The organism is Streptomyces yunnanensis (assembly GCF_029011865.1).
In the GTDB taxonomy this organism is placed as follows: domain Bacteria; phylum Actinomycetota; class Actinomycetes; order Streptomycetales; family Streptomycetaceae; genus Streptomyces; species Streptomyces yunnanensis.
The window spans coordinates 1,473,267-1,487,469 of the sequence record NZ_CP095749.1 but is presented as its reverse complement, the minus strand read 5'-3'; the positions used below and the strand labels follow the sequence as shown (position 1 = coordinate 1,487,469).

The window sequence follows — 14,203 nt, the reverse complement described above, 5'->3', positions numbered from 1 at the left end:
CGGAACAGCTGGTCAGGAGCGGGATAGCGGTGGGAGAAACTGGGAGTTGCGGCGTAGACCGGGCCCTGGGATGAGCGGGCCGAGCGGAAGGCGCCTGACCGGCTAAAGCCCAGGTCAGGCGCCTTTCCTTGGGCCTCTAGAAGAACCCGAGCTTCTTCGGCGAGTACGAGACCAACAGGTTCTTGGTCTGCTGGTAGTGGTCCAGCATCATCTTGTGGGTTTCGCGGCCGATGCCGGACTGCTTGTAGCCGCCGAAGGCGGCGTGGGCGGGGTAGGCGTGGTAGCAGTTGGTCCATACCCGGCCGGCCTGGATGGCTCGGCCGGCGCGGTAGGCCGTGGAGCCGTCGCGGGTCCAGACGCCGGCGCCGAGGCCGTAGAGGGTGTCGTTGGCGATCGTGATCGCCTCGTCGAAGTCGGCGAACGGGGCCACCGCCACGACCGGGCCGAAGATCTCCTCCTGGAAGATCCGCATGTCGTTGTTGCCCTCGAAGACGGTCGGGCGGACGTAGTAGCCGCCCTCCAGCTCGCCGCCCAACTCGGCCCGGGTGCCGCCGGTGAGGACCTTGGCGCCCTCCTTCTGGCCGATGTCGAAGTAGGAGAGGATCTTCTCCAGTTGGTCGTTGGACGCCTGCGCACCGATCATGGTGTCGGTGTCGAGGGGGTGGCCCTGGACGATCTTCTCCGTGCGGGAGACGCCGGCCGCCAGGAAGTCGGCGTAGTGCCCGCGCTGGATCAGCGCCCGGGACGGGCAGGTGCACACCTCGCCCTGGTTGAGGGCGAACATGGTGAAGCCTTCGAGGGCCTTGTCCTGGAAGTCGTCGGCGGCCCGGGAGACGTCGTCGAAGAAGATGTTGGGGCTCTTGCCGCCCAACTCCAGGGTCACCGGCCGCAGGTGCTCGGAGGCGTACTGCATGATCAGTCGGCCGGTGGTGGTCTCGCCGGTGAAGGCGATCTTGGCCACCCGGGGGCTGGAGGCCAGCGGCTTGCCCGCCTCGACGCCGAAGCCGTTGACGATGTTGACGACGCCCGGCGGCAGCAGGTCGGCGATCAGGCTCATCAGGAAGTGCACCGACGCCGGGGTCTGTTCGGCGGGCTTGAGGACCACCGTGTTGCCGGCGGCCAGCGCCGGGGCCAGCTTCCACGTCGCCATCAGGATGGGGAAGTTCCAGGGGATGATCTGGCCGACCACGCCCAGCGGCTCGTGGAAGTGGTACGCGACGGTGTCCTCGTCGATCTCCGAGAGGGTGCCCTCCTGGGCCCGGACCGCGCCCGCGAAGTAGCGGAAGTGGTCGATGGCGAGCGGGATGTCCGCGGCCAGCGCCTCCCGTACGGGCTTGCCGTTCTCCCAGCTCTCGGCGACCGCCAGCGCCTCCAGGTGCTGTTCCATCCGGTCGGCGATCCTGTTGAGCACACCGGCGCGTTCCGCCGCGGGCGTGCGGGCCCAGCCGGGGGCGGCGGCGTGGGCCGCGTCCAGGGCGCGCTCGACGTCCTCGGCCGTGCCGCGGGCGACCTCCGTGAACGGCTGACCGTTGACCGGCGTCGGGTTCTCGAAGTACCGGCCCTGGGCGGGCGCCACGAACTCACCACCGATCCAGTGGTCGTAGCGGGACTGATAGCTCATCACGGCATCGGTGGACCCGGGGTGCGCATAACGTGCCACGGACGGCCTCCCCATCACTTGCGCGGCGTGGCCCGCCGCTCCCGTGCGGCGGGCGGTGGTGGGGAGGGTAGGGCGGCGAACGTTGCACGAACGTTGCGCGGTGCGGGGTGGGGGAGCGGGGCCGGTGGGCCGGTGGCGTTCCGTCACGGGGCGGCGGCTCCGGTGCGGTCGGCGAGCCCGGGGCGCGGGCCGGTGCGGCCGGCGGTCAGGCCGTACTCGGTGCGCAGCCGACCGGCGGCGGTGGCGGACGCGGCGCGCGCTGGGGAGCGCTCCGGCAGGGCGTCCACCAGGGCCTCCCGGATCTCCAGGTCGTGTTCGCCCCAGGGCGTGTGCGCCCACGCGCGGAGCTGGTCCGGGTCGCCGGCGGCGAGCAGCGCCCGGCGCATCCGGTCCTCCAGTGCGGTGCGCAGCCGGCGGATGCCGGGCGCCTCGGACGACGGCAGCAGCGGGCCGTGGTAGGCGTCGAGCGCCGAGGTGAGGTGATGGGCCGTCACCTCCCGTTCCACGGCGCACAGATCGGTCTCCACCGGAGCGCCCAGACGGTACGGGCGGGAGCACAGCAGTGGGCCGACGAGCTGCCGCAGCCGGGCCAGCTCGGCCCGAAGGGTCACCGGCCGCACTTCCCGCTCGCCGTAGAGCAGCACCGCGAGCTGTTCCCCCGTCAGGCCGGCCGGATGGTGGGCCAGCAGCACCATGATCTCGCTGTGCCGGCGGCCCAGCCGCAGGCGCTCGCCGTCGCGTACCAGCAGCGCCTCGTCGCACCCGAGCGCCGTCAGATGGGTGCCCGACTCCCTTGTCCTGACGGCGAGATGGGCCTCCGCGGCGCGGGCGGTGGCCTGGACCAGGGCGAGGCTGTGCGGGCTGGCCAGGTGGTCGCCGCCGGTGATGTCGACGGCGCCCAGCAGCCGCCCGGTCCGCGGGTCGTGCAGCGGTGCGGCGGCGCACGTCCAGGGCTGCGCCCGCCGGTTGTAGTGCTCGGTGGCGAAGATCTGGACGGCGTGGTCGGCGGCGAGCGCGGTGCCCGGCGCGTTGGTGCCGGCGTGCCGTTCGTCCCAGCGGGCGCCGACCACGAAGTTCATCCGTGCGGCACGGCGCAGCACCCCCGGGTGCCCCTCCACCCACAGCAGCCGCCCCTGCGGGTCGCAGACCGCCAGCAGATGCACCCCGTCCTGGGCGATGCTGCCCAGCAGCTCCCGGAAGACCGGCATCGCGCGGGCCAGCGGGTGCGCCTCGCGGTAGCTGTGCAGTGCGGCCTCGTCGAGTTCGACGGGGGCCACGCCCTCCGGGGCCGCGCACGCCCGGGCCGAGCGGCGCCAGGAGTCGGCGACCACCTGCCGGACCGGCGGCGCCACCGTCCCGTCGCTCAGGAACGCCGCGTGCGCCCGGCGCACCGTACGGATACGTTCGGCCGGATCGGCGCCCGCCTCGATCGCCAGCCAAGGATTGCCCACGCGTCACCTCTCCGTTGCGGCTCCTGCCCGTACGCCGATGGTGCTCGTAGCGGGCGGGGCCGTAAACCCCGTGTCGGGCGTGTCGGATCAGCCGCCGGCCGGGTCGCCCGCCTGGAGCCGCAGGCCGTTCGCGACGATCAGGTCCGAGGTCACCAGGGCCTGCTCGGCGGTCACCCGTGTCATGTAGACGAACGGCGGGACGATCGGGGGAACGGGCAGGGTGTCGGGGGTGAAGGTGAGACAGAGCACGCCCTCGATGCAGCCGCTGAACTTGGTGAGGTAGAGGGTCACCTCGCCCTTGAGGTCCAACGCGTCGGAGGACAGGCGGAGTTGTGGGCCCTGTGCGTCATGGGTGAGGAGGCGGTAGTCGGTCAGGGAGGCCGCTTTCATGCGCAGCACCATCACCTTCTTCGGCCCGTCGACCGTCGGGACGGTGGTCACGCCGGCCAGGGTGAAGCCCTGCGGGGCGAACTTCGTGGTGGTCACGGTCGGCGGGACCGGCGGCGCCGGCGGGCCGGTCGCCACGGCCCGCTGCGCCGGCCCGCCGAGGGCGGCGAGCAGCGCGAGCGGCAGCCCGACGGCGAGGGCCTTGCTGCCGGTGCCGCGGCGGGCGGGCGCAGGGTCCGGCGCGTCCTCCGCCTCGCCGCCACCCGCCGCTCCCTCCGAGTCGTCCGCCCCCGTCCGGCCGCCGTCCGCCGTGGCGCCCCGGACCGGCGTCCAGCCGAATCCCATCGCGCTGCCGGCGATCCCCAGTCCCATCCCGACCAGGAACCCGCCGAGGTTGGTCGCGGCGAACGAGAGCACCGACAGGATCAGCGCGTTGACGCTCACGTAGTGGTGCGCGGCCGGCGTGCACCACAGGAACACCCCGGCCGCCATCAGCGCCAGCCCGATGCCCAGCGCGGCCAGTCCGCCCAGCCCCAGGCTGATCAGCACGGGCAGCGGGGAGAGCGGCACCAGCAGCAGTTCGATGCCGCCCAGCAGGAGCAGCAGCCCGCCCCAGAACGGCCGGGTCCGGCGCCACCGGCGTAGCGCGGCCCGCCGCTGCGGCCAGGGCAGGGCCCGGTCCAGGTGGGCGCCCCACCGGGCGCGGCGCGCGCTCAGAAACACGTCCGGCCGTCCAGGCTGACGCTCACCCGCAGCCCCTTGAGGCGGAAGTTGCCGCCGGTGGCGGACCAGGCGTGCGACTTGACGCCGGCCACCTCGATGGTGCCGGCCTGGAGTCCGAACTTCCCACGCGGGCCCTTGACCCCCGGCACCGCGTCGAGGGTGCCGGCGTCCCGGCCGATCTGGGCGGTGCCGAACCGGGCGTCGCCGACCAGGTCCTCCCCGTCGATGACGAGGCTGTCGGCGCGCACCGGCCCGGCGTCGCCGCCCGCGGTCAGCTTGAACACCACGGTCCCCACCGGGGTCTCGACCCGCGCGGCCTGGCAGATGTCGGTCAGGTCGGCCTTGCCGATGCCCAGCAGGGCGACCGGGTGGCCGCGGTCGTCGGCGTCGCGGTCGGTGTGCACGTACGAGGCGAGGCCGGCGCTGGTCAGCTTGCCCGACGCGACCTGGAAGTTGCTGCCGGACACCGCGAAGGAGGCGGCCAACGCGCCCTGGGCCATCGCGGCGGCCAGCGCGCCCACGGCGAGGACGGCGGGCACCGCCACCGCCGCGGTCTTCTTCCAGGCGGTCCGTCCTTCGGGCGCCGTACCGTTCGGTGTGCTCACTGCGTCCTCCCCGGGGCAGCGGTCGAATGCGCGAGGGAAGTGCTTCATGGAGCTGTCTGCGGGGGCCCGCCGCAGAGCCGAAGACGCAGATGACGTTCTGTCATACTGCGCAAAAATCCTGGCAGTTGGAGACTAGGGCGGATTTTGAATAAGAGTCAACAGCGCGGACGGGCGGCCTCGCGCGGCGCCCACGGAACCGACCGCTACCAGGCACGTCGGGCCGAACTGATAGCCACCGGAAAGAAGTTGTTCGCCGACACCTCCTACGACGCGCTGTCCATGGACGACATCGCGCGCCAGGCAGGGGTCGCCAAGGGCCTGATCTACTACTACTTCACCAACAAACGCGGCTACTACCTCGCGATCATCGAGGACGCGGTGGCCGAACTCGTCGAGCGGGCGGGAAGCACCCACGACCTGCCACCGGTCGAGCGCGTCCGGCGCACCGTCGACGGCTATCTGCGCTACGCCCAGCACCACCAGGCCGCCTACCGCACGATCGTCACGGGCGGGGTCGGCTTCGACGCCGAGGTGTTGGCGATCCGCGCCCGGGTCCGTGCCCGGCTGCTCGGCACCATCGCGCGCGGCGCCTGGGGGCGGGAGGAGATCCCGGTGCTCGCCCGCACGGCGTTGACCGGCTGGCTCTCCAGCGTCGAGGGCGTCACCCTCGACTGGATCGAGGAGCAGGAACTGCCGCGCGAGACCGTCGCGTTGCTGCTGGTCCGCGGGCTGGGCGACACCCTCCGCCTGATAGAGGAGTTCGAGCCGGGCTGTCCGGCGCCGCCCCGGCCGCCGGCCTGACCAGGCGCCGCCCCGGCCTCGGTCGGGCCGGGGTCGACGGAGCGGGCGGAAGGCCGTCGCCTCCCGCCCGCTCGCGTCCCCCGTTCCTCGGGGCGGTTCGTCGGTGCGGTCCCCCGTGGCCGGCGCTCCCGGTGCTACTTGATGGACTTGATCAGCTCACCGTCGGGGGTGTCGCCGCTCAGCTCCCAGAAGAACGTCCCGCCCAGACCCTGGGCGTCCTTGTAGGCCATCTTGTTCCCGATGGTCTGCGGGGTGTCGTAACTCCACCACTGGTCACCGCACTTGGCGTAGGCGGTGCCGCCCACCGTGCCGGTGGCCGGGCAGCGGCTCTTGAGCACCTTGTAGTCGTCGATGCCCGCCTCGTAGGTGCCCGGTGCCGCGCCGGTCGCTGTGCCGCCCGGTGCGTCCTGGGTGACGCCCGACCAGCCGCGGCCGTAGAAGCCGATGCCCAGCAGTAGCTTGTCCGACGGGACGCCCAGCTTCTTGAGCTTGGCGATGGTGTCGGTGCTGTTGAACCCGGCCTTCGGTATGCCGTCGTACGACGTCAACGGGGAGTGCGGGGCGGTCGGCCCCTTGGCGTCCCACGCGCCGAAGTAGTCGTAGGTCATCGGGTCGTACCAGTCGACGTACTGGGCCGCGCCCGCGTAGTCGGTGGCGTCCATCTTGCCGCCGTCCGACGCGTCCGCGGTGATCGCCGCGGTCACCAGGTTGCTCTGGCCGAACTTCTCCCGGAGCGCCTTCAGGACGCCGGTGAAGGCGTCCTTGCCGCTGGTGTCGCAGGTCAGACCGCAGGCGTTGGGGTACTCCCAGTCGACGTCGATGCCGTCGAAGACGTCCGCCCAGCGCTTGTCCTTGACCAGGTCGTAGCAGGACTGGGCGAACGCCGCCGGGTTCTTGGCGGCCTCGCCGAACCCGCCCGACCAGGTCCAACCGCCGAACGACCACAGCACCTTGAGGTCGGGGTGCAGCTTCTTGAGCTTGCGCAGCTGGTTGAAGTTGCCGCGCAGACCGTTCGGGTCGTCCCAGGTGTCGGCCTTGCCATCGACGCTCTGGTCGGCGGTGAACGCCTTGTCGTAGTCGGCGTAGGAGTCGCCGATGGCGCACTTGCCGCCCTGGACGTTGCCGAACGCGTAGTTGATGTGCGTCAGCCTGGCCGCGGAGCCGGAGGTCTCGATGTTCTTGACCTGGTAGTTGCGGCCGTAGATACCCCAGTTGGTGAAGTACCCGACGACCTTGTTGCCGGCCGCGGCGGTCCGGGCCGCGGTGACCGGGTGGGTGGCGGTGGGGACGCCGGTCGGGGACAAGGAGGGGTTCCGCGCAGCGGTTCCTGCCGGGGTGGTGGCGGGCGACGGGTGGGCGGAGGCGGAACCGGCGAACAGCGTGCCGGCCAGGGCCGCGGTACACAGGGCGGTCGCGGCGGCGATCAGCCTCCGCGGCGCTCGCTTCCGGTGCGGTCTGAGCATGTCGTCTCCTCGGAGGGGGGCGAGGGTGGAGCATGACGGCGTTCCGGGGCACATGCCTGCCGAATTGGCATGAACGCGCGAAACGTTGTGGAGAAGGTAGAAGGACTAGACCACTGAGTCAATGGTTCGGACCAATTTGCCGACGGCGTCGCCCGCTGCGCGATGTGGTCCGGATCTGCCCGACGATCGATGATCAACCCGTGACGCCGGGCCGCCGATCGGGCATACTCCTAGCGCCACAGCCGCAGGTCATCGCCTTCCGCGACCCGGAAAGCGATCATCGGCCAGGCACGACGGAAACCGGCGCCGCCGCCACCCTTGCGCGCGTCGCCGTAGCGCCCGAAAGGGAGGAGAGCGCCGCCATGACCGAGTACGTTCCGCCGCCGGTGGACCGCAGGCTGCCCACCGAGGAGGCCCGCGACCTGATGGCCCTGGTCCGCGAGCTCGCCGCGCGCGAGATCCGGCCAACGGCCGCCGAGGAGGAGGAAGCCGGCCGCTTCCCGCGGGCCCTGTTCGCCCTGCTCTCCGAGTCCGGCCTGCTCTCGCTCCCGTACGCCGACGAATTCGGCGGCGGCGGTCAGCCCTATGAGGTCTACCTCCAGGTCCTGGAGGAGCTCGCCGCCGCCCGGCTCACCGTCGGCCTCGGCGTCAGCGTCCACACCCTGGCCTGTCACGCGCTCGCCGGATACGGCACCAAGGAGCAGCGCGCCGAGCACCTCCCGGCCATGCTCGGCGGCGGCCTGCTCGGCGCCTACTGCCTCTCCGAGCCCGCCGCCGGCTCCGACGCGGCCTCCCTGACCACCCGGGCCACCCGCAGCGGCGACAGCTGGACCCTGGAAGGGACCAAGGCGTGGATCACCCACGGCGGGGTGGCCGACTTCTACACCGTGCTGGCCCGCACCGGCGGCAACGGCGCCCACGGCATCACGGCCTTCCTGGTGCCCGGCGACGCCGAGGGCCTCAGGCCCGCCAAGCCCGAACGCAAGATGGGCATGAAGGGCTCGCCGACCGCCCAGCTGCACTTCGACGGGGTCCGGGTGCCCGACTCCCGCCGGATCGGCGACGAGGGCCAGGGCTTCTCCATCGCGCTCTCGGCCCTGGACTCCGGCCGCCTCGGCATCGCCGCCTGCGCCGTCGGCATCGCCCAGGCGGCACTGGACGAGGCCCTCGCCTACACCGCCGGACGCCGCCAATTCGGCCGCCCGATCGTCGACTTCCAGGGTCTGCGGTTCATGCTCGCGGACATGGCGACGCAGGTGGAGGCGGGCCGGTCGCTGTACCTCGCCGCCGCCCGGCTGCGCGACGCCGGCGCGCCGTTCTCCAAGGAGGCGGCGATGGCCAAGCTGTTCTGCACGGACGCCGCGATGCGGGTGACCACCGACGCCGTCCAACTCCTCGGCGGCTACGGCTACACCGTCGACTTCCCGGTCGAGCGCTTCATGCGCGAGGCCAAGGTCCTCCAGATCGTCGAGGGCACCAACCAGATCCAGCGGATGGTGATCGCCCGGCACCTGGCGGGGCCGGAGTCGCACTGAGCCACCGGGGCGGGGCCGGTCGGACGCCCCGCCCTGCCCGTCCGCGCGCCACCTGAACTCGCCTTGTACAACGGGCGGTTCGAGTGTGCAAGGACGCCTCTTCGTCGCTCCCGGGCCGGATGCGGAGCGCTGTCGGCACACAGGTCGCCACCGGGCGCGGTGGCGAGCCGCCCCACCACCTTCCTCAGGGGTGTGGCCGCCCAGCGCTATCTGACGTACCGTCAATTCTCTGCTTCCCGGTGATCCACCGTCCGGCAGTGCCCAGGAGGGACCGTGTCCGACCGTCCGATCGCGCTCGACGAATACCCCATCCACCAGGCGCCGCTCTCCATGCGGCAGGTCGCCACCAGCGACCGCAACGCCTACGACCGCTGCATCTTCCACGTCCTGGACCACGCCGGCCGCGCCCTGCTCATCGCCGGCCTCGGGGTCTACCCCAACACCGGCGTCATCGACGCCTACGCCACCCTGCGCCTCGGCGACCGGCTGCACGCCGTCCGGGCCTCCGACGCGCTCACCGACGACCGCCTCGCGCTCACCGTCGGCCCGCTCACGATCACCGTCGAGGAGCCCCTGCGCCGCCTCCGGCTCACCTGCGACCCCGACCCGTCCGACCCCGACGGCCTCTCCTACGACCTCACCTGGACCGCCTCCTTCCCCGCCACCTGGGAACCGCACCACACCCAGCACCGCGGCGGCCGGCTGATCCTGGAGGGCCGCCGCTTCGTCCAGGCCGGCACCTGCACCGGCACCCTCCGGGCGGCCGGCGAGCGGCTCACCGTCACCGCGGGGGAGTGGACCGGCACCCGGGACCGCAGCTGGGGCGTGCGCCCGATACCCGGCGAGGACGGCGGGCGGGCCGCCGCCGAGGCGCCCACCGAGGGGTTCCACTGGATCTGGTGCCCGGTCCGCTTCGACGACCGGTTCGTCATGGTCATCGTCCAGGAGGACGCCGACGGCCACCGCACCCTCAACGAGGCGCGGCTGGTCCGCGACGACGCTCCCGACCGCCAACTGGGCTGGCCCTACGCCGACATCGGCTACCGCCCCGGCACCCGCCACCCCGAGCGCGCCGTCCTCCACCTCACCGACCCCGCCCGCAAGCCCCTCGAACTCACCGCCGAGATCCTCACCTCCTCGCCGCTCGCCCTCGGCGCCGGCTACCCGCCCGCCGACGACTGGCAGCACGGCACCTGGCAGGGCCGCGGTTGGACCGACCGTCGCGTCTACGATCTCTCCGATCCGGCCGCCCACCCCCTCGCCGCCTACGGGGTCACCGATCACGCCGCCCGCTTCACCCTCGACGGCCGCACCGGCTACGGCATCTTCGAGCACGGCAGCTTCGGCCGCCACGACCCCAGCGGCTTCACCGGCTACGACTCCGTCGCCCCCGGCCGCACCCACCGCCCCGGGGAGGCCGCACGATGACCGCCACCCCGCGCCCCCGCACCACCACCCGCGACCCCGAGGAGCTCACCCGGCGGCTCACCGCCTGGCTCGCCAGCCGCACCCGGGCTCTCGACCCCTCGCACGGGCTCCCGACTCCGCCCGAACAAGGGGGACCTCCACCCGCAGCGGGCACCCCCCTCCCGGCGCCCCGGGTCACCGCGGTCACCGCGCCCGCCTCCAACGGCATGTCCAGCGAGACCCTGCTCGTCGACATCGAGCACCCGGCCCCGGACTCCGCCGAGCCCTCGGCGGCGCACGCGCGGGGCGAGGCCCCCACCTCCTGCGTCCTGCGCCTGGCCGGCGACCCCGCCGCGTACACGATCTTCCCGCGCTACGACATGCCCCGGCAGTACCGCACCATGCGCCTGGTCGCCGACCGCACCGATCTGCCGGTGCCCCGCCCCTTCTGGCTGGAGGAGGACCCCGCGCACCTCGGCGCGCCGTTCTTCGCCATGGCCCGCGTCCCGGGCCGGGTACCGCCCGACGTCATGCCCTATACGTACGAGGGGAATTGGCTGTACGACGCGACGGACGCCGAACGCGACCGGCTGGAGGACGCGAGCGTCGCCGTCCTCGCCCGCCTGCACGACCAAGTCCCGGTGGAATCGGCGGAGTTCCTCGCCCTGCCCGGCGCCGGGAGCCCGCTCCGGCGGCACGTCGACGCCCAACGCGCCTACTACGCCTGGGTCGTCGACGGCCTCCCGCGCTCCCCGCTCATCGAGCGCGGCTTCGCCTGGCTCGCCGACCACTGGCCCGAGGACCCCGGTGAGACCGTACTGACCTGGGGCGACGCCCGGATCGGCAACATCGTCTACGACGGCTTCGCGCCGGCCGCGATCCTGGACTGGGAGATGGCCGCCCTCGGCCCCCGCGAGCTGGACCTGGGCTGGATGATCTACCTCCACCGCTTCTTCCAGGACCTCACGGAGGGCGGCGGTCAGCGCGGCCTGCCCGACTTCCTGCGCCGCGACCGCGTCGAGGCCCGCTACGCCCGGCTGACCGGGCACGAGCCCCGCGCGATGGAGTTCCACACCCTCTACGCGGCGCTGCGGCACGCCATCGTGATGCTCAGGGTGGCCTACCGTCAGATCCACTTCGGCGAAGTGCCGGTCCCGGCCGACCCCGACGGGCTGATCATGCACCGGGACACGGTGGAGGCGATGCTCGCCGGCCGCTACTGGTGAGCCGCGGCCGGCCCGCGGAACCTCAGCTCCGGCGGCGTGAGCGCGGCACCCGGGCCGGCCGCTCACCCGGGCCGCCGGGGTGCGAGAACGGCTGGCGCCGCCAGTCCAGGCCCTGGGGAAGGGTCAACAGGATCGCCGCGTCCTGCTCGTGAGCGTCCATCATGTCGTCGGTGTCCGCGGCGTCGGCCGCCGGCCGGCCGGAGCCCTGGCACACCGTCAGCGCGAACGGGTTCCACGGCGAGGGGCAGAGCGCGTGCTCCGGGAGGGTGTCCTCGTCCGCCAGCAGCGCGATCGGCTGCCCGCAGTCCGGGCAGCTCACGCGGTAGATCTCGTAGGTGTCGAAGGGATCGTCCGCGGTGTCCTCGATCAGGAAGTCGAAACTGTCGCCCTCCTGGGCGCCGATGTCGGCCGCGGCGAAGTCCTGCTTCAGGCGTCGCATGATGTCCATCCCCCTCGGGTGGGCCACTCGGACCGCTGACTTCGTTCGTGTGACCGGCGGTCTCGGCCAACACCAGCAATGCCCCTCATGCCGCGCGCATAATCGCCGACGCCCCACGGAGCCGGCGTCACCGGTGTGGCATTCCTCACATGAGCCGGTGTTGGGGCGTCCACGATCCAGCGCGCGCTGCGCGCACGCGCCCGCGCACAGTAGGTTGAGCGGGTGGAGGAGTTGGACCGACAAATCGTGGATCTGCTCGTCAAGGACGGGCGGATGAGCTACACCGACCTGGGCAAGGCCACCGGCCTGTCCACCTCGGCGGTGCACCAGCGGGTGCGCCGCCTGGAGCAGCGCGGGGTCATCCGCGGCTACGCCGCCATCGTCGACCCCGAGGCCGTGGGCCTGCCGCTGACCGCCTTCATCTCGGTCAAACCCTTCGACCCCAGCGCCCCCGACGACATCGCCGACCGGCTCGCCGAGGTTCCCGAGCTGGAGGCGTGCCACAGCGTCGCCGGCGACGAGAACTACATCCTCAAGGTCCGGGTCGCCACCCCGCTGGAACTGGAGCACCTGCTCACCCGCATCCGCAGCCTGGCCGGGGTCTCCACCCGCACGACGGTGGTGCTCTCCACCCCCTACGAGGCCCGCCCGCCGCGGATCTGAGCCGGCCGGGAGTCGACCCCCGGGCGCCGGGCGCCCCGGCGCAGGGGCGAAACTGTCCGGTATGAGCGAGCGCAACCCCGAGCAGGCCCCCTCCCGCACCGTTCTCCTGCGGGGCGGTGAGGTGCACAGCCCCGCCGATCCCTTCGCCACCGCGATGGTCGTCGAGGGCGACCGGATCGCCTGGGTCGGCGAGGAGGGCGCGGCCGACTCCTTCGCCGACGGCGTCGACGAGATCGTCCACCTCGACGGCGCGCTGGTCACCCCGGCGTTCACGGACGCACATGTGCACACCACCGCCACCGGGCTGACCCTCACCGGTCTGGACCTCTCCGGCGCGGCCACCCTGGCCGAGGCGCTCGACCGGATCCGCGGGTACGCCGCCGGCCGACCGGCCGGCACCGTGCTGCTCGGCCACGGCTGGGACGCCAGCGCCTGGCCCGAGGGCCGCCCGCCGTCCCGCGCCGAACTGGACGCCGCCGCCGGCGGTCGTCCCCTCTACCTCACCCGCGTCGACGTGCACTCCGCGGTCGTCACCACCGCCCTGCTCGACCTGGTCCCGGGCATCCGCGAGCGGTCCGGCTTCCACCCCGAGGCACCGCTGACCGGCGACGCCCACCACGCCGTACGGGCCGCCGCGTACGCCACCGTCACCCCCGCCCAGCGCGCCGAGGCCCAGGCCGCCGCGCTGACCCGGGCCGCCTCGCTCGGCATCGGCACCGTCCACGAGTGCGCCGGCCCGGAGATCTCCAGCGAGGACGACTTCACCGCGCTGCTCGCCCGGGCCGCCGACGGCACCGGCCCCCGCGTCATCGGCTACTGGGCCGAACTGATCGCATCCGCAAAGGATGCCGACCGGATCCGTGAGCTCGGCGCGCACGGCGCGGCCGGCGACCTCTTCGCCGACGGCTCGCTCGGCTCGCACACCGCGCATCTGCACGCCCCCTACGCCGATGCCCCTCCCGGCTGCGCCGGCGGGACCCACACCGGCACCGCGCACCTCGACCGCGACACCGTCGCCGCCCATGTCGCCGCCTGCACCGAGGCCGGCATCCAGGCCGGCTTCCACGCCATCGGCGACGCCGCCCTGACCACCGTCACCGACGGCGTCCGGGCCGCCGCCGACCGGGTCGGCCTGGCCCGCGTCCGCGCCGCCCGGCACCGCGTCGAGCACGCCGAGATGCTCACCGAAGCCACCATCGCCGCCTTCGCCGACCTGGCCCTGACCGCCTCGGTGCAGCCAGGCTTCGACGCCGCCTGGGGCGGCCCCGACGGGATGTACGCCGCCCGCCTCGGCGCCGACCGGGCCGCCGGCCTCAACCCCTACGCCGCGCTGCTCAAGGCCGGCGTCCCGCTCGCCCTCGGTTCCGACAGCCCGGTCACCCCGCTCGACCCCTGGGGTACCGTGCGCGCCGCCGTCTTCCACCGCACCCGCACGCACGGCATCTCCGCCCGCGCCGCGTTCACCGCCCACACCCGCGGCGGCTGGCGGGCCATCGGCCGTGACGACGCCGGCGTCCTGATGCCCGGCGCCCCCGCCGACTACGCGGTCTGGCGGACCGGCGACCTGATCGTCCAGGCCCCCGACGAGCGCGTCGAGCGCTGGTCGACCGACCCCCGCTCCGGCACCCCTGGCCTGCCCGATCTCACCCCCGGCAACGACCTCCCGCACTGCCTGCGCACGGTCGTCGGCGGACGGCCGATCTTCGACCGGCCGATCGAGTGACATCGCGGGCGCCGGTGGCGGCGGACACCGCGCCCGAACCTGCCTGCCCCACCTGGGAAGGCTCGGCACTGACCTGGGACGACGCGAAAACCACGCTGGCGGAGCGACTGTTGACAGCAG

Annotated in this window: 12 protein-coding genes; 6 read left to right on the top strand and 6 right to left on the bottom strand. The window is 73.1% G+C overall.

The window, feature by feature from the left end; translation table 11 throughout:
- Positions 1–136: 136 nt before the first annotated feature.
- The 4 genes from exaC to MOV08_RS06440 all read right to left on the bottom strand — a co-directional run bounded on the left by exaC (position 137) and on the right by MOV08_RS06440 (position 4,826).
- Positions 137–1,660, bottom strand: a complete 1,524-nt coding sequence (exaC, locus tag MOV08_RS06455) for an acetaldehyde dehydrogenase ExaC (protein WP_275306661.1) — start codon at positions 1,658–1,660, stop codon at positions 137–139.
- Between the two features lie 143 nt (positions 1,661–1,803).
- Positions 1,804–3,111 carry a helix-turn-helix domain-containing protein gene (locus tag MOV08_RS06450; RefSeq protein ID WP_275306660.1) on the bottom strand — a complete coding sequence of 436 codons (1,308 nt, stop codon included), beginning with the start codon at positions 3,109–3,111 and terminating at the stop codon, positions 1,804–1,806.
- An 87-nt stretch (positions 3,112–3,198) separates the two neighbouring features.
- Positions 3,199–4,221 (bottom strand): DUF6114 domain-containing protein, encoded by a 1,023-nt coding sequence (locus tag MOV08_RS06445; protein ID WP_275306659.1) that lies wholly within the window; start codon positions 4,219–4,221, stop codon positions 3,199–3,201.
- Positions 4,212–4,826: a DUF6230 family protein gene (locus MOV08_RS06440; protein ID WP_275306658.1), complete on the bottom strand. Its 615-nt coding sequence runs from the start codon at positions 4,824–4,826 to the stop codon at positions 4,212–4,214. Before MOV08_RS06440 ends, MOV08_RS06445 begins: the two co-directional genes overlap by 10 nt.
- A 144-nt stretch (positions 4,827–4,970) precedes the next feature.
- Here MOV08_RS06440 and MOV08_RS06435 point away from each other — a divergent pair, with 144 nt between their 5' ends.
- Positions 4,971–5,627, top strand: coding sequence for a TetR/AcrR family transcriptional regulator (locus MOV08_RS06435; protein WP_039630249.1), 657 nt, complete (start codon positions 4,971–4,973; stop codon positions 5,625–5,627).
- A gap of 134 nt (positions 5,628–5,761) precedes the next feature.
- Here the strand turns inward: MOV08_RS06435 and MOV08_RS06430 are convergent, their stop codons facing one another.
- Positions 5,762–7,090: a glycoside hydrolase family 18 protein gene (locus MOV08_RS06430; protein ID WP_275306657.1), complete on the bottom strand. Its 1,329-nt coding sequence runs from the start codon at positions 7,088–7,090 to the stop codon at positions 5,762–5,764.
- A 362-nt stretch (positions 7,091–7,452) separates the two neighbouring features.
- On the opposite strand from MOV08_RS06430, the gene MOV08_RS06425 reads away from it, so the two are divergent.
- The 3 genes from MOV08_RS06425 (at position 7,453) to MOV08_RS06415 (ending at position 11,258) form a co-directional block, all read left to right on the top strand.
- Positions 7,453–8,625 carry an acyl-CoA dehydrogenase family protein gene (locus tag MOV08_RS06425; protein WP_039630246.1) on the top strand — a complete coding sequence of 391 codons (1,173 nt, stop codon included), beginning with the start codon at positions 7,453–7,455 and terminating at the stop codon, positions 8,623–8,625.
- Between the two features lie 273 nt (positions 8,626–8,898).
- A complete protein-coding gene (locus tag MOV08_RS06420) occupies positions 8,899–10,053 on the top strand; it encodes an Rv3169 family protein (RefSeq protein WP_275306656.1) in 1,155 nt (384 codons plus the stop codon).
- On the top strand, positions 10,050–11,258 hold the full coding sequence (locus tag MOV08_RS06415; RefSeq protein ID WP_275306655.1) for a phosphotransferase family protein: 1,209 nt from the start codon (positions 10,050–10,052) through the stop codon (positions 11,256–11,258). The genes MOV08_RS06420 and MOV08_RS06415 overlap by 4 nt, the downstream gene beginning before the upstream one ends.
- A 22-nt stretch (positions 11,259–11,280) precedes the next feature.
- Here the strand turns inward: MOV08_RS06415 and MOV08_RS06410 are convergent, their stop codons facing one another.
- A complete protein-coding gene (locus MOV08_RS06410; protein WP_203232522.1) occupies positions 11,281–11,706 on the bottom strand; it encodes a hypothetical protein in 426 nt (141 codons plus the stop codon).
- 213 nt (positions 11,707–11,919) lie between these two features.
- Here MOV08_RS06410 and MOV08_RS06405 point away from each other — a divergent pair, with 213 nt between their 5' ends.
- Positions 11,920–12,360 carry an Lrp/AsnC family transcriptional regulator gene (locus MOV08_RS06405; RefSeq protein ID WP_026248099.1) on the top strand — a complete coding sequence of 147 codons (441 nt, stop codon included), beginning with the start codon at positions 11,920–11,922 and terminating at the stop codon, positions 12,358–12,360.
- Positions 12,361–12,421: 61 nt separating this feature from the next.
- A complete protein-coding gene (locus MOV08_RS06400; RefSeq protein WP_275306654.1) occupies positions 12,422–14,083 on the top strand; it encodes an amidohydrolase in 1,662 nt (553 codons plus the stop codon).
- Positions 14,084–14,203: the final 120 nt, after the last annotated feature.

Bases quoted from the DNA above. Each gene is read 5' to 3' on its own strand.
- MOV08_RS06400 (WP_275306654.1), top strand. From the start codon at position 12,422: ATGAGCGAGCGCAACCCCGAGCAGGCCCCCTCCCGCACCGTTCTCCTG.
- MOV08_RS06425 (WP_039630246.1), top strand. From the start codon at position 7,453: ATGACCGAGTACGTTCCGCCGCCGGTGGACCGCAGGCTGCCCACCGAG.
- MOV08_RS06410 (WP_203232522.1), bottom strand. From the start codon at position 11,706: ATGGACATCATGCGACGCCTGAAGCAGGACTTCGCCGCGGCCGACATC.
- MOV08_RS06430 (WP_275306657.1), bottom strand. From the start codon at position 7,090: ATGCTCAGACCGCACCGGAAGCGAGCGCCGCGGAGGCTGATCGCCGCC.
- MOV08_RS06415 (WP_275306655.1), top strand. From the start codon at position 10,050: ATGACCGCCACCCCGCGCCCCCGCACCACCACCCGCGACCCCGAGGAG.